Here is a 21200-nt window from a genome sequence, read left to right on the forward strand (position 1 = left end):
AAAAATATGATAACACCAGCCACCAACACAAAAATAAAAATGACAATTTCACTTAACTGAAAATACGAGATTCAAGTTACGTGAAATGAACATTCACCATTTTAGAAAAATAGAAATAACACATAACAATCAACAACATAGCCATTTTTTACTTTTAAAACAATTTAATGAGGCCCGATAAGTAATTCTCTATACTATTGGCGAAAGTTAAGTTTTACATAAGACAGCCTGATTCATTTTATTTCACGAAAAATGGCGACTACATGACTTCGGGATATTAAGCCTGCGGCTATAGCAGCACGTTTATATCGACTGATTAGCACGCTCATACCTCCAATGGAGTCGTTATATTGCACCCAGAGAGTGTAAGCCGAGTCAACTTATTTTGATTCTCATACAGGAGTACGTAAGTGGAGAGTAACGCAGTAAAAATCGTAGTAATCGATGACAAGAAAATCGCAAAGGTCGTCGAATTACAAAATAACGCAAAGACCCCAGTTACACTGGATGCACTTGACCATGGCAAGTATTTAATTGCTGAGGACGGAACCGGCGTAGCTCCTGAAAACTTAACCACTAAACGTGTGGGTGATGACCTTTATGTGAGCTTTGAAGGCTCAGATACGGATCACCCACAGGTAATTATTCATAACTACTATCTCAATGATGGTGAGTTGGTTGGTAAAGGCGAGGATGGCCTTTATTACTCATATGTTACTGCCAATGGACAACCGAGTGCAGCTTTACCAGCCGATGCCGCTGAACCTCTCGCTTTGGGTGATGACGCCATTCCGGGGCTGGCTGACGGTCTCGTTGCCGATGACAGCAATCCTGACTTAATGTGGGCGCTGGCTGGATTGGGGCTTCTGGCTCTGGTTGGCGGAGGCATTGCCATTGCCAATAGCGGCGGTGGCGGCGATAGCCATCACAGTGATTCATCAAATGGTGGCAGCGGCGGTAATGACGCTGATGGTGGAAACGGCGGCAGCGGCGGCGATGATGCCAACGGTGGAAACGGCGGTGATGATGCTAATGGCGGAAACGGCGGCGATGATGCTAATGGCGGAAACGGCGGCGATGGTACTTCAACCGTCAGCGCCGGCACGCTCGACGCAATTACGGATAATGCAGGTTCTATCACTGGCGCTATCGAGAACAATGGCGTTACGGATGACAATACCCCGACGTTTAGCGGAAGCGGTGTGGAACCAGGCAATACGGTCATGGTGAAGGATGAGACCGGGGCGGTGGTTGGCTCAACAACAGCCAATGCAGATGGCTCATGGACTTATACCCCGGATTCACCTATTGCCGATGGCGCGCATGATTTCTCCGTTGTTGTCGTCGACTCTGAAGGTAATGAATCCGAGCCGTCTAATGATATCAATGTGGTAATCGACACCGTTGCACCGGGTCCTTCTGACCTTGCAGCCACTGACGACAATGGTAAAGCGATCACTACCGATCAGCCAACGAATGACGCCACCCCAACGTTTAGCGGCAATAATGCAGAGCCGGGCAGCACAATTATTATCTCTGACGGCGGAAAAGAGATTGGCACCGCGACGGTTGACGATAATGGCGCCTGGAACTTCACGCCTGAAAAACCACTGGACGATGGTGCTCACGACATTAGTGTTGTCGTCGTTGATGAAGCAGGTAACGTCAGCCCAGCGACCGATCTACCTATTACTATTGATACCGTTCCACCAGCGGCAACCGATGCTATCGCAACCGATGATGCGGGTAATCTCATTGATAATAGTGGTGCCACTTCCGACTCAACGCCAACGTTCAGTGGCGATAATGCAGAGCCGGGTAGCACAATTATTATCTCTGACGGCGGCAAAGAGATAGGCACTGCGGTTGTTGACGATAATGGCGCCTGGAACTTCACGCCTGAAAAACCACTGGATGATGGTGCTCACGACATTAGCGTGGTCGTCGTTGATGAAGCAGGCAACACCAGCCCGGCTACCGACCTCCCTGTCACTATTGATACCACCCCGCCAGCGGGAACTGATGTCATCGCAACGGATGACGCGGGTAATCCTATTGATAATGGTGGTGCAACTAACGACACGACTCCAACATTCAGTGGCGATGATGCAGAGCCTGGCTCGAAGGTCATTATTACCGATGGTGGCGAAGAGATAGGCACCGTTATCGTTGACGAAAATGGTGACTGGAACTTCACACCAGAAAATCCATTGGATGAAGGCGACCACGATATCGACGTTGTGGTTGTTGACGATGCCGGGAATACCAGCCCTGCCACTGACTTCCCAATTACCATCGATACCACCACACCAGATCCAGCGGCGAGCCTGATTCTGTATGACGATTTCGGCGAGTCTACGGGTAAAATTAACGACGGTGACATCACTGATGATGCTTCCCCGACCTACACAGGTAATGCTGAGGCAGGAAGTACGGTCATTATCTCCGACAATGGTGAACAGATTGGTGTAGTTACCGCCAATACTGATGGAACCTGGGCCTTCACGCCACCTAAGCCACTGGCTGATGGCGCTCACAGTTTTTCCAGTGTCGTGGTAGATAAGGCGGGTAATGAGAGCACCGCTTCAGACGCGATTAATTTCACCATTGATGTTCCGCCGGTACCTGTTATTTCCGGTTCCGAGAATTTCGAAAGCGTTCCGACGCATGTGTTTGATACCGTTGGTGATAGCCTCACCCTGGACAATGGCCTGACGGTTACTTTTGTCAGCGGCCCGACAGACGGTCAAGGTAGCAACTCGTTCACCGAAATCTCTGATAAGGGAATGTATTACTTTGGCCCTGATGGATTCGGTGAGAGGGCGTTGATGCTCGTTGCCAGCTCAGAAACGCATATTGATTTTGGCGGCCAGACAACTGCCGTAAGCTTCGATGTGAACGTCTCTAGCTTTTATGGCAGCGTCGTCAATTTCTATGATGCCGACGGTGGTCTGCTTAAACAGCTCGATTTCCCTGTTGAAACATCTGATTCAGAGGTGGTGAACCTCAGTTGGACAGCGCCAGAGGGCGAGTTTATTTCGTCTATGTCTATGGTTATGACCAATGGCCAAGGTACAAACGTTATTACCCGTGTGGACAACCTGCAATGGGGCGATGATGTCACATCAACCGTATCAGATGTCCATTCAATCGATACCCATACCCAGCCATTGGATTACTCAGCATTCTCTGACGTTTCTGACCTGGATGTCGCAGCTGCATCACAGCTTCATCATAACAGCATCGAGGTGCAGGGCCATGAGACCTTAACCTACGACCAACTGTTATCCGAAGCGGGCAAAGATATCTTCATTGCCGATGGTAAAGAGCAGGTTGCTATTACCGGCGAAGAAGGCAGTCATGTCACCCTTCAGGCTGATTCCTCGAACTGGCACGAAAATGGTCAGGTCACTGCCGGTGGCGTCCATTATGACGTTTACCAGCAGCAGGATTCATCGCTTGAGTTGCTTGTTCAGCATGGCGTTGAACTGCAGCACGGTTAAGTACGAATTCCCTGCCGTGATGGCAGGGAACCATTCTAATATTTTTATTTTCCCCCGGTAACCAGGCCGGGGTGGAGTTCAGGATGATCGATTTATCTAATAAAATGAAGTCACTCATTTTCTCAATGGCATGCGGTCTGATGGTCAGTTCGCCTGTGGCAATGTCAGCAACCAACGATGTCCTTTCGGTTGCCTATCAACCTGTGGCTGACGTCTCTCAGGATCAGGCGCAAATCGTTTGGTTCCATCCAGATGCAGCCATGGAAAAGCAAGGCAACGCGAATATTTATGTCGATGGTGAATTTCAGACTAGCCTGATTCCTGGCAGCTACACGGCATTTTGTGTAAAACCAGGTTCACACCGACTGTCAGCCTGGTTGGATGATGCGCCTCTGTATAAGGGGAAACAGGATATGAGAAACACTCTCAACGTTGAGGGTGGTAAAACATATTATATTCAAGCAGATAAAGACTCTACTACCGTAAGCAGCATGCTTTCTAAAGGTGAAGCAACGCCTTTACTGCAGCGCACTCGTATGCAGGATATTCTTTTATCTCGCGCATCCTCAGTGACGGCATGTCATTACACATTCAAAGACTACAATCTTGCCAGCGATATTATGTTTGGGTTCGGCAAGTCCTCAGAACGCGATATCACAACTGATGGTCGTGAAGGTGTATCCAAAATTGCTCAGGACATCAGCAAACAGGGCGCTAAAATTGTCGTCATTGGTCATACTGACCCTATCGGCTCCGTTAAGGCTAACCAGGCTCTGGGTTTAAAACGTGCCGAAACTGTTCGCGACCTGTTAGTTGAAAATGGCATTTCTGCCAGCAGCATCAGCGTCTCAACGGCAGGCAGCAGTGAACCAGTTGCAACCGGTTGCCAGGACCTGCGATCAAAGCAGGACAAGATCGCTTGCTACTCACCAGACCGCCGCGTTGTTGTTCGTAGTTATCTAAAGTAACTGCATCTACTGTCAGCATGACTCATTGAAAACACTCTATTGCACCCTGATTATTTTATATTCATAAAATAATGGGGTGCAATTATGGTTTTTTCACAAGGTCAGGAGGACCTATGCCCAGCAAAAAATGGCTTGCATCTTGCCATTGCCGAACTATAAATACCATGCGCCGGAAGATGGCAGAGATGTCAAGCCATTGGGAAGATAATGATCAGGTCATTGTTAACGAACTGCACAATCTCCTCGATCATCTTGAGAACTGCGAAAATCTTCTTTACTTCATCTCTAAAAGCAAAGATTAATTTTAATATCCTGCCGCGAAACTAACGCTCCGCGCATTATCATGCGATGAATTCTCATCAATTGAAATAGGATTAAAGTTTATCTTCAGTATCCTATACTGGCAAAAACCAGGAGAGACACTCATAAGATTGCCTCTCTCCCCCTCCCCTCATTATTTTACAACCCCAAATAGCATATTCAGCACATTCGAACTTATTACCCTAATTACACTCATTGCAAAAAACAAAAAACACTCGGACCAAAAAAATGCAATTGAACTAATTCATTAAAATCAGTCACTTACAGAAAAATACTCAACAGTATAACTAATCAAAAAATGCATTACAGAATTTTAAAATACGTTCTTGTGTATTCTTGAGGCATTGGGAAACAGTATCTTTATTTATTCTACAACGCAGAGTCATTGGCTAAATTTACAATCAGTCAGTACTCAATTTTACTTAATGAAAAATGGACGTTGACTTGCAATGAACGACAACAAACCAAGTAAGGATGAAACAGAGATGGAGCATCCCGAAGATAAAATCATCGTGGATGATACGCTGTTAATGAGTGTGTCATGGATATGCGACTATTATAAGCTCGGCGCTTCCAATGAAGCGTTAATGGCAGGTATCCCGAAAGCGCGCTTTCTGACTTCTTCACAGTCACTTATCGCACTTCAGAATGCCGGCTTCAATACGGGTCTGGTCGCCAGAGAGCTTTATGAAATTCCTGAGCAGCTCGCCCCGGTAATTCTGTTACGAAGCAATAACTCTGGTGGCTGCATTTTCCTCAGTAAGGAAAATGTGAAAGGTGAAGATGGTAGTAACAAAACATACTACAGCATTATTTTGCCGGAAATCAGCCCCGAGCCAGTCTCTCTTTCCGCAGAAGAAATGCAAAAGATCTATTCGGGCTACACTATTCTGGTCAAACCCAGACCCAAAGCAGATCATCGAGTAGAAGAGCCAGACCTGAAACCCAAAGGGCATTGGCTGCTGGGCACATTATGGCGCTACCGCAGCTATTATCGTAGCGCGGCTATCGGCACGGTACTGATAAATTTTCTGACCCTCGCCAGTATCTTCTTCACCATGAACGTTTATGACCGGGTGATTCCGAACCAGGCGTTTGTGACGTTGTGGTCTCTCGCCGCAGGTGTGTTGACCGCCATGATGTTTGAAGCGTTCGCTCGTTACATTCGCGCCCATTTGATCGATGTCGCAGGGAAGAAGGCCGACTTAATCGTCGGAACCATCCTGTTTCGTAAAATGCTGGCCGTTAAAATGGAACATAAACCTTCCTCGTCCGGTTCCTTTGCTAACCAGTTAAGGGAATTTGAGTCGGTGCGTGATTTTGCCACCTCGGCAACGCTTTCGGCCATCGCTGACCTTCCTTTCGTCCTGTTTTTCATCGGCGTCATCTTCACCATTGGCGGCTACCTCGGATTTATTCCGCTGATACTGCTGCCACTTATTGTCACCGTCAGTGTGCTTATTCAGTGGCCATTAGCAAAAACGATGAAGGAGAATCTCCGCGAGACATCGCTGAAACAAGGGGTACTGATTGAATCCATTGAAGGGATGGAAACGCTGAAAGCGGTGGGTGGAGAACCCCATATGCAGCGCCGTTGGGAGAACTTCAGTGCCCTGGCGTCAAATACCAGCATGAAATCTCGCCGTCTGTCTTCAATTGCCACCGGTTGCTTTGCTTTTTTCCAGCAGATTCAGACGGTATTCATTGTCATCGTCGGGGTGTATCTCATTAGTGACGGCATCATGACTCAAGGTGCCCTCATCGGTACAGTCATGCTCGCAAGCCGTGCCACCGCCCCATTGGGTCAGATAGTCGGCCTGGCGGTACGCTATCAGCAGGCAAAAGCAGCGATGGAGTCGTTAAACGGCCTAATGGAGAAGCCAGTGGATCGCGATGAGCGCATTGATTATCTGCCCTCACCTGAGCTCAGCGGCAATATTGATCTGAAAGGCATCAACTTTGCTTATCCCGCGCCACCAATGCAGCCTGCCGTTCCTGTGCTGAAAGATATCAGCTTCAAAATCAAAGCGGGTGAGCGGATAGCTATCCTCGGCAAAATCGGCAGCGGAAAATCAACGCTTCTGCGTGTGATGGCCCGACTCTACACCGCAACCGGCGGGCAGATACTTGCAGATGGTCTGGATGTTTTGCAAATCGACCCTATTGACTGGCGCAAACATGTTGGCTTTGTCAGCCAGGAGTCACGTCTGTTCTACGGCTCTCTGCGCGAGAATATCCTCATCGGCAGTCCGGCGGCCACAGCAAAGGAGTTTTTGCGAGTACTGAAATTGACTGGCCTTGATCAAATGGCAGCAAAACACCCCCTTGGCATTAACTTACCCATTGGTGAAATGGGCGATGGCCTCTCTGGTGGTCAACGTCAGTTGGTCGCGCTGGCTCGCAGCCTACTCTCCCGCCCTGCGGTATTGCTGCTGGACGAACCAACCAGCTCCATGGATATGCAAACTGAAAACCAGTTTATCGCTCATCTTAAAAAGGCAACTGACAACCAAACGATGATCGTGGTTACCCATCGTCCCTCTCTCCTTTCATTAGTCGACCGCATTATTGTTATCGATGACGGCAAACTGGTGATGGATGGGCCTAAAGAGGTCGTACTCGCAAAAATGCAGGGTAGACAGGCTAAACCGGCCTCCGTCAAGCCTGCAGAGCAGAAATCCACCACCATTGCTACAGGCAGTAACGGCGTCAGCATCTCAACGACAAAACAAATCGCCAGCAGTGAAAGCAATCCAGCCACGGAGGGAGAACCATGCTGAACCTAAAGAAAAAGCGCAAAGAGGAAACACTGTCAAAGGATGATGCAGTCTTTATGGAGGATGTCAGGGCATCATTACTGGCCCAAAAGACGCCACGCTCAAGACTGGTACTACAACTGATCGGCGCTCTGTTTATTTCGGCTTGTATCTGGGCTCACTTTGCCCGTGTAGAAGAGATTACCCAGGGTGAGGCCAAAATTATTTCGAAGAGCCGTGAACAGGTTATCCAAAGTCTTGAAGGTGGCATCCTGGGTGAAATGGATGTACGTGAGGGCCAGATTGTAGAAAAAGGCCAAACACTTTTAAAACTGGATCCGACCCGTTCAGATTCAAACTATAAGGAAACACTCTCTAAGGTAACGGGTCTGCAAGCACAGATAGACCGCCTGATGGCTGAGGCAAATAGCCAGCCGCTAAAATTCAGTGCATCGGTAACGGATCCCAATGTTATCAAGAACGAAACGGATGCTTACAACACCCGTAAACATGACCTCGATGAGGGGATCAAAGCACTCAGACAAAGCTACGCGCTCACTATGCGAGAGGTCAATCTGTCGAGCCCTCTTGTTCAGCAAGGCCTAATGTCACAAGTTGAGTTGTTAAGGACCCGTCGACAGGCCACCGATCTGCTGTCGCAAATTGTTGAGAAGGAAAGCAAATTCCGTGCAGATGCGAATAGTCAGTTAGCCAGTTTGCAACTGGAGCTTTCACAGGCCAAAGAAACACTGATTGGACGCAAAGATGTTCTGACCCGAACCATCATTAAGGCACCGGTGCGTGGAACGATCAAAGACATAAAATTCAATACGCGTGGCGGTGTTATCCAACCCGGGGAACACATCATGAATATTGTTCCTTTAGAAGATCAGTTGCTGGTGGAAGCGAAGATCAAACCGTCTGACGTTGCATTCTTGCATCCCGGCCTTCCGGCCACGGTCAAAATTACCGCCTATGACTTCAGTATTTACGGTGGGCTGAAAGGGACAGTGCAACAGATAAGTCCAGGCACATTAAAAGATGAAGAAAAGCAGGCAAAAGGCCGACCGGATAATACCTATTATCAGGTGATGGTACTGACCGATTCCAGCACCCTGCATGTTAAAGGAAAAGAGCTTCCGATAATTCCAGGAATGATTGCCCGGGTAGAAATCCGCACGGGTGAAAAAACCATTCAGGATTACATCCTCAAGCCGATTTTCAAAGCACGTGAAGCCTTCAGGGAACGATAAGCAAGATGAAAAGCAAATACGAATTTAATATGTTGTTTTTGAGTCTTATGACTGTGACGGGGATGGTGTATTGCGCAGGCGCTCGCGCGGAAGCCACTCTGCCTGACTCGAAATCGGTATTCGCCGGCAGCGCCTATTACTCGGTCTCTGATGCCGATACGGGAGCCGAGGATGGTGTGCCGTCGCTGCAAGGGCATCAGGCAAGTCTGCAATCCGTAAAAGCCTATCTCGCTCAGATGGTACAGACGGCCAAAGCCTACACGCCACAACTCCGTGATGCGCAAGCTGGATTTTACGCTGCCAACGCCGATACAGACCAGGCAAAAGGGGCGCGTTTGCCGCAAATCGATGTCGGGCTACAATCAAATCCGGTTCAATTTGGCTCCGGTGAAAAGGTCCCCAACGAGCAGTTAACCAACGGTGTATCCGTTAATATGACGACTCCAGTGTTTGACTGGGGTTACAACAGCAAGAACATCCAAAGTAAAGAGCTCACGGCAAAGGCGGCAGAAAACTATTATCGCGCCCAGTTTGAAAATACGTCCTATCAGGTTTGTACTGAGTTGGCCGAGCTCGCCAAGCAGAAACTGATTTTTCAAATCAGTCAGGCCTACGTTGATCGCATGGATCGCCTCGTTCGTATGATTGGTGACATCAGTAAAGTGGATGCCGGCCGCGTGAGTGAACTGACCCAGGCACAGGCTCGACTGTTACAGGCAGAAACCTCTCGCGATGATGCAGAGTCTAAAATAAAAGATGCGCAAATTGCCCTGCAAAAACTGACAGGCAGAACTCGTTTTGACGGTCTACCAACGGATCCGGCCTGGAATATCAAAATCGATAATCCAGATAAATTACTGAAGGCCATCAATCGCCACCCCACTATCGAGCAGGCCCGAAACCAAGCAAAATCTGCATTGATGCAGGCAAAAGCGGTAAAGGCAGGTAATTTACCGAAATTAAACTGGGTAGTCAGTAAGACGGTACCTATCAACAGTGGTGCATATGAAGAGGAATGGAAGACCTACCTGAACGTTAGTTGGGGGATCTTCCGTGGCGGTGCGGCCAATGCGCAGGAAGAAGCTGCGGCATTACGTGCGGAACAAGCGAAAGAGAAAATCACTGAGCAACAGATTGATCTCGCTAATAAAGTCCGTTCGTCACTGCATACCATGCGCTCGATGCTGTCCCAGGCAGAACAGTATCACCGTCTGGTGCAGGCTACCGGGCAGGTACGTAAGGACTTTTTCGAACAGTGGCGACAACTTAGCACCCGCACCCTGCTTGATGTATTAACCGCAGAAAGCGACTACTACAACAATCAGGTCAGTGAAGTTACTACCCGTTTTAATGCTTACAGTTCAATGTTCACTGGCTATGCCAATGCTGGCCTGTTGAATGACTGGTTGGGTGTAAATTAACCCTCACCTCACGATTTAAACGTTTTAGAAAGGTAGTGACAGTCACTAAATATGATTAATTAAATGGCCGTAGCCGCAGATGCTACGGCCATTTTTTATTATCAATAGGTTCAGTAGAGAGAAATGACCTAGGGTTCGACACGGCTATCACGATGCGTATTTAGTCATATCAAATGTTATGGGGCGAGGAAAAAGAAAAAGCCAGGAATATCTCGATGATATCCCCGACTTTTATATAATAGGAAATAAATATTCAGCTGAGCATTATACTGATTGTCTCAACGGAGAGGAAGAGAATGCAACAGGAAATCCAATCAGCATAACGCTCATGTAAATATAATTTGGTGCCGATTACCGGAATCGAACTGGTGACCTACTGATTACAAGTCAGTTGCTCTACCTACTGAGCTAAATCGGCTTTATGTGTTTCAACGCCAGCTATACTAGCGAAACGTGACAGCACTGACAACAGCAAAAAATTGAAAAGGGTATTCAGAAAAACGGGAAAGCCGTAAGTCATCATAGCCCCAACTAATCGGGGCTCAATATAGTGACTTGGCATTTACATGGGTTGGCGTTCAACCTGGTGGCACAAGTGAGCCGACAACAGAGCGACATCAACCATGGACAACTCCTCATCAGGATTAGACATCAATCGCTATAGGCCAAAAATTTTTTCACTGGTCGTCACATCTTCGACAACTTCAGGTAAGAAAACTGCAAGTCCATGAACATGAGTTATTCAGAAGAAAGCATTGCCTGTAATCTGGTAATAACATCACGAATCGATTCTAAAAGCTCAGGCTCTTGCGTCAGTTTCTCATGGAAGTGCAGATAGCAATCTGAATTGAGCTTAAGTCCAACAGGGAGTGAAAGTTGATGAAGAGCAAACAGTTTCATCAACATGGGGGCAACAAGGCTGGGTACCAGCATAATACAATCATTTTTAGCACATACTGAGGCCATATTTACCATGTTGGAGGAAATGAATTTTACATTCCGGGATTGCATAAAATCTGTCGCCCGAATCGCCCCTTCCACGTTCTCGCTGTAGAAATCAACCGATCCTGCCCACACGGCATGTCTGGAGGACTCCCACTCCTGTTGACTCAACTGGAGAGTCCCATTTTCGGGTAACTTACCCGCAAGAATTATCACATCAGATGAGAAAAGCTTAATCGCCGTCACATTGTTGTCGGGGGGTAATTTGCTGCCAATATCAACATCGATCTGATAGCTTTTAAGAGCACTGACCCTACTATCAACATCATTGACATACGACTGAAATTTATACTGAAAAGGCAACGGTGATGTTTGATCAAGCGAGGCATTCATCAAATAAATCATCTCAAGCAATGGCCAGCTATTCACATTGATCACCGCCCTGGATGATGGGCTACCGGGCTCCAAAGACGCTGAATAAATGTCGATATACTTCTGATATCTTTGGCTTAACTCCAGAGCAGCAGGTGAGGGACTCATACCTAGCTTGGTCCTAACGAACAACTCTGAATTCACTATTTTACGGGCTTTCGCCAGTTGATAGCTGATATTCCCAGGTGATTGATTGAGTATGCGAGCGGCCTCAGTTACTGAACCACATGACACAATAGTATGAATAGTCTTGAGTAATTTTAAATTTATTTCATCTTTCATATACTTGTCATCCCTTATTTGATGAATACTTCCCCTTCTGTATACATGTCTTCAGATGGCAAGGCATTGCTTCTTTCGATAATTATCCCGACGCCAGGGTAAAAAGTACCACCCCATACTCACAGACTGAAACCAAAATCGCTTTTCTGTCATTTTAAATATACATTCGTGACCTTGTGCAGTGTTTCTCATACTTCCATCACTGACACTGAGAAAAAACCCACATACATACAATAATTAATAGAGGAAAATCAATAAATCAGAGTTTCATTTCGACGTGCTGAAATGAATAACGAACTATTTATTATACAAGCCATTTCTCACGCCAACTTATGCATTTAAATTTCTCAATGTTATCTTTTAAAATTCGCCCAATTTAAAAACCCTGACACCCGGACTACATTGCCGCAAGATAATGAAACGATACATTCATCATAATAAATCAGACGCTACGTAAAAATGAATGGACATTCATTTCGTGACGCAAGATATTGAATAATTTAGATTATAGAGTTATGGAGAGCTGGTAATATATCAGATTCAACTAAAAACCTGTTCTTTAATCAGTCCAGGTCATTATGACAAAATTCGACTAACATCAAACAGGCTCGATACAAACCGAACAATGATGGCATGCCACAAATTCCAGGCATGAAAAAGGGCCATGTTATAAATAACATGGCCCTGAATAGTGGCGGAACGGACGGGACTCGAACCCGCGACCCCCTGCGTGACAGGCAGGTATTCTAACCGACTGAACTACCGCTCCACTGCTCCCTTGGGAACGAGGCGAATATTACGTACTCACCGAATTCCCGTCAACGCTTTTTGTTATGTTCTGAATCGTTTGATGAAAAAACCAACAACTCGCTGATTTTACGCACACTTTTGTCGATATCAGGCACGCCAGAGGCAGCTTCCACCTTTCTTTTGCACCAGATCGAGCCGCGTTTCATGGGCCGCCAGCTCTTCATCACTGGCGGAAACCACGCGTAATTGACCGCCTGCACGCACAATGCGCTGGATTCCAGTATCACCGGCACGCTGGTTGCTGTCGCCTTCCATCGCGAATTTCATGGTTGTTTGCCCACCGGTCATGAGCAGATACACGTCGGCCAGGATTTGGCTATCGAGTAATGCGCCGTGCAGCGTACGCTTGCTGTTGTCTATCTCATAGCGCGAACATAACGCATCGAGGCTGTTACGCTTGCCGGGGAACATTTTACGTGCCAGCGCCAGGCTATCGGTCACCTTGCAGAAGGTGCTCGTTTTAGCGATTCCGCGATTGAGCTTGGCAAATTCGTAGTCCATAAAGCCGATATCGAACGATGCGTTATGAATGACGAGTTCTGCGCCCTTGATATAGTCGATAAACTCATCGGCAACGTCGGCAAAGGTCGGTTTGTCGAGCAGGAATTCATCGGCAATCCCGTGAACGCCGAAGGCTTCAGGGTCCACCAGCCGGTCAGGCTTGAGGTAAACGTGGAAGTTATTACCCGTCAGACGGCGGTTGATCACCTCGACCGCTCCGATCTCGATGATCTTATGTCCCTCGTAATGCGCGCCAATCTGGTTCATACCGGTGGTTTCGGTATCGAGGACTATCTGTCGGGTAATTGCAGTGCTCATGTCGCTCATTTATGTCAGACTTACCGTTTACATATCGAATTCAATTACAGGAAGTCTACCAGAGATGCTTAAACAGGTAGAAATTTTCACCGACGGTTCTTGCCTCGGTAACCCAGGACCTGGCGGCTACGGCGCGATTTTACGCTATCGTCAGAATGAAAAAACCTTTAACGAAGGCTACTACCTGACCACCAACAACCGCATGGAGTTGATGGCCGCCATCGTGGCGCTGGAAGCGCTGAAGGAACATTGTGAAGTGGTGCTCAGTACCGATAGCCAGTACGTCCGTCAGGGCATCACCCAGTGGATCCATAACTGGAAAAAACGCGGCTGGAAAACGGCAGACAAAAAGCCTGTGAAGAATGTCGACCTGTGGCAGCGTCTCGACGCCGCCCTTGGCCAGCATAAAATTCAGTGGGAATGGGTAAAAGGCCACTCAGGTCATCCAGAAAACGAACGCTGCGATGAACTGGCCCGCGCCGCCGCGATGAGCCCGACGCAGGAAGATACGGGCTACAAGCCGGAAAGTTAATCCTGTGGTTTTCGATATTGACGGGTGGCACCCACCGCGTGGCGTAATGGGTTTTTGGCTTTGCTTTGCCGCATCGGATTGAGCGTTAACGGCACCGTTCTTTTTCGGGCAACAATCACCTGTAAACAGCCGAGGGCGGGCAAATGGGTACTCAGGACTCGCCCCCCCTGTCGTGTCCAGGGCAGCACCTGGATCCGGCTGTGGTGCATCACTTCAAAATTGAGCAGCCCCAACCAGTCGAGCTGGCGCGTCAGGCTGAACATCCGGCTATTATAAGGCATGCGATTGCGCAGAATCGGCACCATTTTGCGTAATCCCATCAGGCTAAGCGGGTTGAACGCTGTCAAAATCAGCCAGCCATCGTCGATCAGCACGCGGTCAGCCTCACGCAGCAAGCGGTGAGGATCCTGACACCAGGGCAAAGTGTGCGCCAACAGGCAGGCATCAACCGATTTTTCGGCAAAGGGTAAATGCAGCGGATCGGCCATCACCTGCAGGGGGTCACCGCCCAGCGAGACGTTGACCTGGTGGGAGATAGCGCACGCATCGGTATTGATTTCCGCGCTCAAGTTGCCAATCTTAAGCAGATGAAAGCCATAAAGTTTTGCCATCCACGGCTTTAACTGTTGTTCCAGCGCTTCACGATAGTATTCGCCCCAGGGCATTTCCGCCCAGTGGCCTGGCGCCGTAACTGTCAGAGGTATCCTTGCCGGTTTCATCACAACCTTCCGCGACATTATGAGAGGTATTTTATGAATCTTATCAGTATTCCCGCGTTTCAGGACAACTACATCTGGGTTCTGAGTCAGGATGACGGGCAATGTTTGATTGTCGACCCGGGCGAAGCGGCACCGGTTCTCGCGGCAATCGACAAAAATCAGTGGGCCCCACAGGCCATTTTGCTGACGCACCACCACCACGATCATGTTGGCGGCGTGAAAGAACTCACGCAAAAATATCCGGGTCTAGTGGTGTACGGTCCGGAGGAAACACAAGATAAAGGGGCAACTCATATCGTCAAAGAAGGTGATGTTGTCGATGTTTTGGGATGCGAATTTTCTGTAATTGCGACGCCGGGTCACACTCTCGGCCATGTTTGTTTCTTTAGCGATCCTTATTTGTTCTCCGGCGACACGCTGTTCTCCGGCGGCTGCGGACGACTGTTTGAAGGCACAGCAGATCAGATGTATCAATCATTTAAAAAATTAAGCAAGCTTCCAGAGCATAGCCTCGTGTGTTGCGCTCATGAATATACATTAGAAAATATGAAGTTTGCTGTAAGCATTCTGCCTCATGATCGAGCCGTAAATGAATACTTCAAAGAAGTTAAAGAGTTAAGGGCGAAAAATCAAAAGACACTACCCGTAACTCTGAAAAAAGAGCGCAGTAATAATGTTTTCATGCGCACCGATGACATTGATTTAATTAAAGAAATAAACAAAGAAACAAATTTGCAACAACCTGAGCAGCGATTTGCCTGGTTACGCTCAAAGAAAGATAACTTCTAGCCACCAGGGTTGCCTTTTAAAATTTTCGCCGTTATGCTTGGTCGTCTTTTAAGCAACTATTGACCACACACATGAAGGTACGAGCGATTTTACTCGCCTCTGTCCTGCTGGTGGGTTGCCAGGCCAATCGAGATGGTAATGTACAACAGCACGCGCAGAGCCTTTCAGCGGCTAGTCAAGGGGAAGCAGGAAAGTTTGCAAGCCAGGCGAGATGGATGGACGATGGGACATCCTATGCGCAGGATCAGGACTTGTGGGCTTTCATTGGCGACGAGCTAAAGATGGGAATTCCGGATAATGGCCGGATTCGCGAACAGAAACAGAAGTATTTACGCAATAAGAGCTATCTCCACGATGTAACTTTACGGGCAGAGCCGTATATGTACTGGATAGCAGGGCAAGTTAAGAAACGTAACATGCCTATGGAACTGGTACTACTACCCATAGTGGAGAGCGCTTTTGACCCCCATGCAACGTCTGGCGCCAATGCCGCAGGCATCTGGCAGATCATTCCGAGCACAGGGCGCAATTATGGTTTAAAACAGACCCGCGCATACGACGCGCGTCGTGATCTTGTTGCTTCTACAACAGCAGCACTCGACATGATGCAACGTCTGAACAAGATGTTTGACGGCGACTGGTTGTTAACGGTCGCAGCGTACAACAGCGGCGAAGGTCGTGTTATGAAGGCAATTAAAGCGAATAAATCGCGAGGGAAACCTACCGATTTCTGGTCGCTCTCTTTGCCTCGGGAAACGAAGATTTACGTGCCTAAGATGCTGGCATTGAGCGATATTCTCAAGAATAGCAAACGCTATGGCGTTCAACTGCCGACGGCAGATGAAAGTCGTGCCCTGGCTCGTGTTCGTCTGGATAGCCCGGTCGACGTGAAGCAGGTGGCGGATATGGCCGGTATTTCAGTCACCAAGCTGAAGGCGTTTAATGCAGGCGTTAAGGGTTCTACCCTTGGAGCCAGCGGACCAAAGTATGTCATGGTTCCGCAAAAACATGCCGATCAGCTGCGTGAGTCCCTGGCCTCGGGTGAAATTGCCGCGGTTCAGCCGACTCGCTTAGCGAAAAACAGCGATAGCATTACCTATCGTGTTCGCAAAGGTGATTCGTTGTCGAGTATCGCTAAACGTCATGGGCTCAACATTAAAGATGTTGTGCGCTGGAACGACGATACCGATAACCTGAAGCCGGGCGATCAACTGACGTTGTATGTTAAAAACAACGACAGGCCCGATTCCTGATAACTCTGTTTAACGAAAAAGGCACCGATTCCCCTGGTGCCTTTTTTATTTATGCCGCTTTATGTGCTTCGGCCATGATGGTATCGCTGGTAAACGATCCGTCAGCCTGTAATTCAAAATAGTCCTTCACTTCCAGGGAAGCACTTTCCTGATACAACCGAATGGCAGTGCACAGCGCTTCTGGCGTACGCATCCGCGCTACCCAGGAACCGTATTCCAGCGGCAACCGATCGGTAATCAAACTGTCGGTAATTAATCCGGCGTCATTGATCATCGAGAACCATTCGCCGCTTGAGTAATTTCGTACGTGCGAAGTATCGCGCAACGCTTCTACCGTCTGTAACCAGATATCCCGCAGCGGGTGGCCAGGTGACATGATATCCATAAGAATAAAGATGCCGCCCGGCTTCAGCACACGTTTAATTTCCCGCATTGCCTGGCCGACATCATGCCAATGGTGAGCCGAATAGCGACTGATCACCACCTCATAGGAGGCATCGTCAAAGGGCAAAATCTCAGCGTACCCCTGCGATGTCGTAATGTTATTCAGCCCTCTATCAACGGCAGCCTGCTTCACCACATCAAGCATTTGTGCCGACAGATCGTAAGCTGTTACCTGCGCCACGTGCGCGGCGGCAACGAAGCTGGCATGCCCTGCCCCGCAGCCCAAATCCAGCACCGTTGCCTGCGGGAAGGCGCTCAGTCGCTCTGCGAGGCGTTGCAGATCACGCCCGGTTGCGTGCACGGCACTGGTTAAATAGGCGCTTGCCTGGGAGCCAAACTGTTTATCGACGTTATTGTGGTGAGATTGTGTTGTCATTGTGCTGTCCTTCGGTTGGATGAATGATAAAAGGGCAGCACCTTAGGTGCACAGGTCTGCCCCACGGCAGACCTGACTTACCTTTTATCGCTCAGGTTTGCCGGGACTGAATTCCACTAGTAGTGGGTTGTGATCGGATGCACGCGTGACCAAAACTGAGGCTTCGTGCACATTCAAACCACGGTAGAACACAAAATCGAGCGGGCGACCAAAGGCACGACGCCGCTGATCGTCGGTAAAGCGGACTTCACGCAGCGACATTTCGCGCGCGAAGCGGTAAAGGGCATTCATTCGCGGACGGCTCCAGGCATTGAAGTCGCCTGCCATGATAATGGGGCCGCTGTGATGCGCAATTTGATCGCCTATCGGCAATAATTGTTTGCTGTAGACATCCACGCCGAGGCTGAAATTGACCGCGTGGATATTCACAACCATCAGCAGACGCGCGTCCGGCAAGGGATAAACCGTCACCAGCGCCGACTTTGCCAGGCGTAAAATCGGTTCTCGCTCGCGTAACGGGCAGCAATAGACGGGATGGGCCGAGGATAAGGTCATGACACCCGACGGGTGCTGTGGCAATAAAAAGGCAGGAACCTGATCGGCTGCCAGATAATTGGTGGTGGCAAACCGCACCAGTTCGGGCGTCGTTTGCGCTTCCTGAAGTAAAACCAGATGCGCGTCTTTGCCGAAATTCTTCAGCACCGATAACCATTCGGCACGTTGCTGTTTGAAAATGTTCCATACCAGGACGCGAATTTTTGCTTCGCTACTTAATGGCTCCCCGGCGGGCAATGCCTGACCAATAGTTGCGAACGAACCGGGAGGTAAGATCCTCTCGGCTGGTTGTCCGGCAACATAGCGCATGGCATAGGTATTTTTTCGCACGGTAGATTTCTGACCTCAATAACAGAAAAACCACGCTGACATCACAGTGTGGTTCTTCTGTTATAGGGACTATTGCTCACAGTTTCAACGCTATTTTTCAGAAAGATGCGCACCATACTGTAAGCAAATAAGGACTCTCCCTTTAGCCAAGGGCAACTTTGGCTGACTTATCAAGCCGACCACTGACCCCGATTAACAGGAAGGCAGCCAGTACGATCACCGAGCCAATCCAGGGTGTTTGCGCCAGACCATAATGTTCAACGGTTTGGCCGCCAATGACAGACCCGATTGCAATCCCGACGTTGAAGGCGGCGATGTTCAGACCCGAAGCCACATCGATGGCAGATGGAGTGTAAATCTCAGCTTTCTGTACGACATACACCTGCAAACCGGGCACATTACCGAAGGCGAAGACGCCTATCCGCTCTGGATGAGAATCCCGCCAGGTGTTGCATCATCGGGGCGAAGTAGCGCCAGTGGCATAATTTACTCCGTATCATCAGGATTAAGATGACACGCAGTATGCGCCAGTGTTTAAATAACAAAAATGGTCAAAATATCAATATAATTTTGCAGCTGGAGCAACAATGAGAGCCACATCAGAAGAAATCGCCATCTTTATTGCCGTGGTCGAAAGCGGCAGCTTCAGCCGCGCCGCAGAGCAACTCGGCCAAGCCAATTCGGCGGTCAGTCGGGCCGTTAAAAAACTGGAATCGAAGCTTGGTGTGAGTTTACTCAACCGTACCACGCGCCAGCTCAGCTTGACCGAAGAGGGGGAACGCTATTTCCGCCGTATGCAGGGCGTTTTGCAGGAGATGGCTGCGGCTGAAAACGAGTTGATGGAGACTCGGCATACGCCGCGCGGACTGCTGCGCATTGATGCGGCGACCCCGGTTATCCTGCATTATCTGATGCCGCTGATTAAACCGTTTCGCGAGCGCTATCCAGAAATTACGTTGTCGCTGGTGTCGTCTGAAACGTTCATTAATCTCATTGAACGCAAGGTAGACGTGGCTATTCGGGTAGGTACGTTGACGGATTCCAGCCTGCGCGCTCGACCGCTATTTGCCAGCTATCGCAAAATTATTGCTTCGCCGGACTATCTTGAGCGCTTCGGAACGCCCGAGACCGTTGACGATCTGAAGCAGCATTTATGTCTTGGGTTTACAGAACCGGCGTCGTTGAATACGTGGCCATTAGCCTGCTGTGACGGACAATTGCATGAAGTGACATCGGGGATTTCATCGAACAGTGGCGAAACGCTGAAACAGCTTTGCCTGAGCGGGAATGGCATCGCCTGCCTGTCTGACTATATGGTAGATAAGGAAATTGCCAGAGGTGAGTTTGTCGAACTGCTGGCAGATAAACGGCTACCGGTGGAGATGCCATTCAGCGCTGTGTATTACAGTGACCGGGCGGTCAGCACACGCATCAGAGCATTTATTGATTTCCTGAGTGAACACGAAACACAGCGCAAAGCAATAAACGGGAGCGCGAACGCCCCCACGTTGAATTAATCCCAGTCTGGTGCCAGACCTTCAGGGCTGACCAAGCGGTCATTACATTCCAGAGCCGCAATCACAGTTCGGTCAGCCTCATCCAGGGTAAGCGCCTGTGCCTGTAGGTTGCTGGCCAGGTTTTCACGTTTCGTCGAGGATGGGATCACCGCATATCCTTCTCCCATCGCCCATGCAAGAATAACCTGCGCTGGCGTGCCGTTATGTTTCGCAGCAATTTTCGCAATAACTCCATCTTTCAACGCGTTGCCATAGGCCAAAGTCATATAAGACGTGATATGGATACCGTGCTGTTTGGCCCATTCTACGACGCGGCGGTTTTGCAGATACGGTGAGAGTTCAATCTGATTGGTGGCGATATTTTCTGCCCCTACCGCGGCGATGGCTTTTTCCATCAGTGGGATAGTGAAGTTTGAAATCCCAATCTCACGCGTCAGCCCGCTATTTTTCGCTTCCAACAACGCCTGCATAAACTCTTCGACTGAAACGGCATCATTAGGTGATGGCCAGTGAATCAGCGTTAAATCGACGTAGTCAGTCCGCAGCTTGTTCAGGCTCTCTTTCAGGCTTGGGATCAGCGCATCTTTGCTCAGGTTTTCAATCCAGATTTTTGTCGTGATAAACAATTCACTGCGCGGCACGCCACTTTCAGCAATCGCCTGACCAACAGCCGCCTCGTTATCGTAGATCTGGGCGGTGTCGATAGCCCGATAGCCAAGCTCAAGTGCCGTCTTCACGGAGGTGATTACCACTTCGTCTTTCAGACGGAATGTACCTAAACCAAATGCAGGGATTGTCATAACTTCCTCTTTAATTACTTTATATGTGTATTCAGACAATTATGACGAGCAGAAGGGATGAGAAAAAGAGTCGAAAGCGCAGAGGATTTTTGCGATATGAGCAATAATGAGGTTTTTTACAAAAGAAAAAGCCCTGAGCAAATGCTCAGGGCTCTTAATAAGTGGCGGAACGGACGGGACTCGAACCCGCGACCCCCTGCGTGACAGGCAGGTATTCTAACCGACTGAACTACCGCTCCACCGAATTTCTCTACAACCACCGGTTTATTGCCCCGGTTTACTGCTTAATTTGATGCCTGGCAGTTCCCTACTCTCGCATGGGGAGACCCCACACTACCATCGGCGCTACGGCGTTTCACTTCTGAGTTCGGCATGGGG

Annotated in this window: 16 protein-coding genes, 3 tRNA genes and 1 pseudogene; 10 read left to right on the plus strand and 10 right to left on the minus strand. The window is 48.8% G+C overall.

The genetic code is table 11. The features are described from left to right. Positions 1 to 410 precede the first annotated feature (410 nt). The 6 genes from ACG0Z5_RS14475 to ACG0Z5_RS14500 all read left to right on the plus strand — a co-directional run bounded on the left by ACG0Z5_RS14475 (position 411) and on the right by ACG0Z5_RS14500 (position 10222). Complete coding sequence (locus ACG0Z5_RS14475) at positions 411 to 3503, plus strand: Ig-like domain-containing protein (RefSeq protein WP_394448389.1); 3093 nt, start codon at positions 411 to 413, stop codon at positions 3501 to 3503. 83 nt (positions 3504 to 3586) lie between these two features. Further along, positions 3587 to 4471, plus strand: coding sequence for an OmpA family protein (locus ACG0Z5_RS14480; RefSeq protein WP_394448390.1), 885 nt, complete (start codon positions 3587 to 3589; stop codon positions 4469 to 4471). A 113-nt stretch (positions 4472 to 4584) separates the two neighbouring features. After that, positions 4585 to 4773: a hypothetical protein gene (locus ACG0Z5_RS14485; protein ID WP_394448392.1), complete on the plus strand. Its 189-nt coding sequence runs from the start codon at positions 4585 to 4587 to the stop codon at positions 4771 to 4773. Positions 4774 to 5241: 468 nt separating this feature from the next. Continuing rightward, complete coding sequence (locus ACG0Z5_RS14490) at positions 5242 to 7572, plus strand: type I secretion system permease/ATPase (RefSeq protein WP_394448394.1); 2331 nt, start codon at positions 5242 to 5244, stop codon at positions 7570 to 7572. Beyond that, complete coding sequence (locus ACG0Z5_RS14495; RefSeq protein WP_394448395.1) at positions 7566 to 8801, plus strand: HlyD family type I secretion periplasmic adaptor subunit; 1236 nt, start codon at positions 7566 to 7568, stop codon at positions 8799 to 8801. Before ACG0Z5_RS14490 ends, ACG0Z5_RS14495 begins: the two co-directional genes overlap by 7 nt. 5 nt (positions 8802 to 8806) lie before the next feature. Further along, positions 8807 to 10222, plus strand: coding sequence for a TolC family protein (locus ACG0Z5_RS14500; protein WP_394448398.1), 1416 nt, complete (start codon positions 8807 to 8809; stop codon positions 10220 to 10222). A gap of 342 nt (positions 10223 to 10564) precedes the next feature. On the opposite strand, the gene ACG0Z5_RS14505 is transcribed toward ACG0Z5_RS14500, so the two are convergent. From ACG0Z5_RS14505 to dnaQ, 4 genes are all read right to left on the minus strand, one after another. Continuing rightward, positions 10565 to 10640: transfer RNA gene (locus tag ACG0Z5_RS14505), tRNA-Thr, on the minus strand. A gap of 320 nt (positions 10641 to 10960) precedes the next feature. Then, positions 10961 to 11878 carry a LysR family transcriptional regulator gene (locus tag ACG0Z5_RS14510; protein ID WP_394448400.1) on the minus strand — a complete coding sequence of 306 codons (918 nt, stop codon included), beginning with the start codon at positions 11876 to 11878 and terminating at the stop codon, positions 10961 to 10963. Between the two features lie 692 nt (positions 11879 to 12570). Further along, positions 12571 to 12647, minus strand: a tRNA-Asp gene (locus tag ACG0Z5_RS14515). Between the two features lie 128 nt (positions 12648 to 12775). Then, positions 12776 to 13507 carry a DNA polymerase III subunit epsilon gene (gene dnaQ, locus ACG0Z5_RS14520; RefSeq protein WP_394448402.1) on the minus strand — a complete coding sequence of 244 codons (732 nt, stop codon included), beginning with the start codon at positions 13505 to 13507 and terminating at the stop codon, positions 12776 to 12778. 64 nt (positions 13508 to 13571) lie between these two features. On the opposite strand from dnaQ, the gene rnhA reads away from it, so the two are divergent. Then, positions 13572 to 14039, plus strand: a complete 468-nt coding sequence (rnhA, locus tag ACG0Z5_RS14525) for a ribonuclease HI (protein ID WP_394448405.1) — start codon at positions 13572 to 13574, stop codon at positions 14037 to 14039. On the opposite strand, the gene ACG0Z5_RS14530 is transcribed toward rnhA, so the two are convergent. Beyond that, the gene (locus ACG0Z5_RS14530) at positions 14036 to 14758 is read right to left on the minus strand and encodes a class I SAM-dependent methyltransferase (protein WP_394448408.1); all 723 of its coding nucleotides are present in this window, start codon (positions 14756 to 14758) and stop codon (positions 14036 to 14038) included. The two genes, rnhA and ACG0Z5_RS14530, sit on opposite strands and share 4 nt — an antisense overlap. A 33-nt stretch (positions 14759 to 14791) precedes the next feature. On the opposite strand from ACG0Z5_RS14530, the gene gloB reads away from it, so the two are divergent. Together gloB and mltD are read left to right on the plus strand one after the other, a co-directional pair. Beyond that, positions 14792 to 15547, plus strand: coding sequence for a hydroxyacylglutathione hydrolase (gloB, locus tag ACG0Z5_RS14535; protein WP_394448412.1), 756 nt, complete (start codon positions 14792 to 14794; stop codon positions 15545 to 15547). Between the two features lie 71 nt (positions 15548 to 15618). After that, entirely contained in the window at positions 15619 to 16800 is a 1182-nt protein-coding gene (gene mltD / locus ACG0Z5_RS14540; RefSeq protein ID WP_394448414.1) for a murein transglycosylase D, read from the plus strand. Positions 16801 to 16849: 49 nt separating this feature from the next. On the opposite strand, the gene ACG0Z5_RS14545 is transcribed toward mltD, so the two are convergent. The 3 genes and pseudogenes from ACG0Z5_RS14545 to ACG0Z5_RS14555 all read right to left on the minus strand — a co-directional run. After that, positions 16850 to 17620: a class I SAM-dependent methyltransferase gene (locus ACG0Z5_RS14545; RefSeq protein ID WP_394448417.1), complete on the minus strand. Its 771-nt coding sequence runs from the start codon at positions 17618 to 17620 to the stop codon at positions 16850 to 16852. A gap of 84 nt (positions 17621 to 17704) precedes the next feature. Continuing rightward, a complete protein-coding gene (locus tag ACG0Z5_RS14550) occupies positions 17705 to 18505 on the minus strand; it encodes an endonuclease/exonuclease/phosphatase family protein (RefSeq protein WP_394448420.1) in 801 nt (266 codons plus the stop codon). 142 nt (positions 18506 to 18647) lie between these two features. Continuing rightward, a pseudogene (locus tag ACG0Z5_RS14555) lies at positions 18648 to 18926 on the minus strand (MFS sugar transporter); the annotation flags it as partial. Positions 18927 to 19092: 166 nt separating this feature from the next. Between ACG0Z5_RS14555 and yafC the strand changes: the two are divergent. Further along, positions 19093 to 20022 (plus strand): DNA-binding transcriptional regulator YafC, encoded by a 930-nt coding sequence (yafC, locus tag ACG0Z5_RS14560; protein WP_394448422.1) that lies wholly within the window; start codon positions 19093 to 19095, stop codon positions 20020 to 20022. On the opposite strand, the gene dkgB is transcribed toward yafC, so the two are convergent. Both dkgB and ACG0Z5_RS14570 read right to left on the minus strand, forming a co-directional pair. After that, positions 20019 to 20822, minus strand: a complete 804-nt coding sequence (gene dkgB, locus ACG0Z5_RS14565; protein WP_394448425.1) for a 2,5-didehydrogluconate reductase DkgB — start codon at positions 20820 to 20822, stop codon at positions 20019 to 20021. The genes yafC and dkgB overlap by 4 nt on opposite strands. A gap of 162 nt (positions 20823 to 20984) precedes the next feature. After that, a tRNA-Asp gene (locus ACG0Z5_RS14570) sits at positions 20985 to 21061 on the minus strand. Between the last annotated feature and the right edge of the window lie 139 nt (positions 21062 to 21200).

The sequence above is a fragment of the Scandinavium sp. M-37 genome (assembly GCF_043558715.1).
GTDB lineage: Bacteria > Pseudomonadota > Gammaproteobacteria > Enterobacterales > Enterobacteriaceae > Scandinavium > Scandinavium vulneris_A.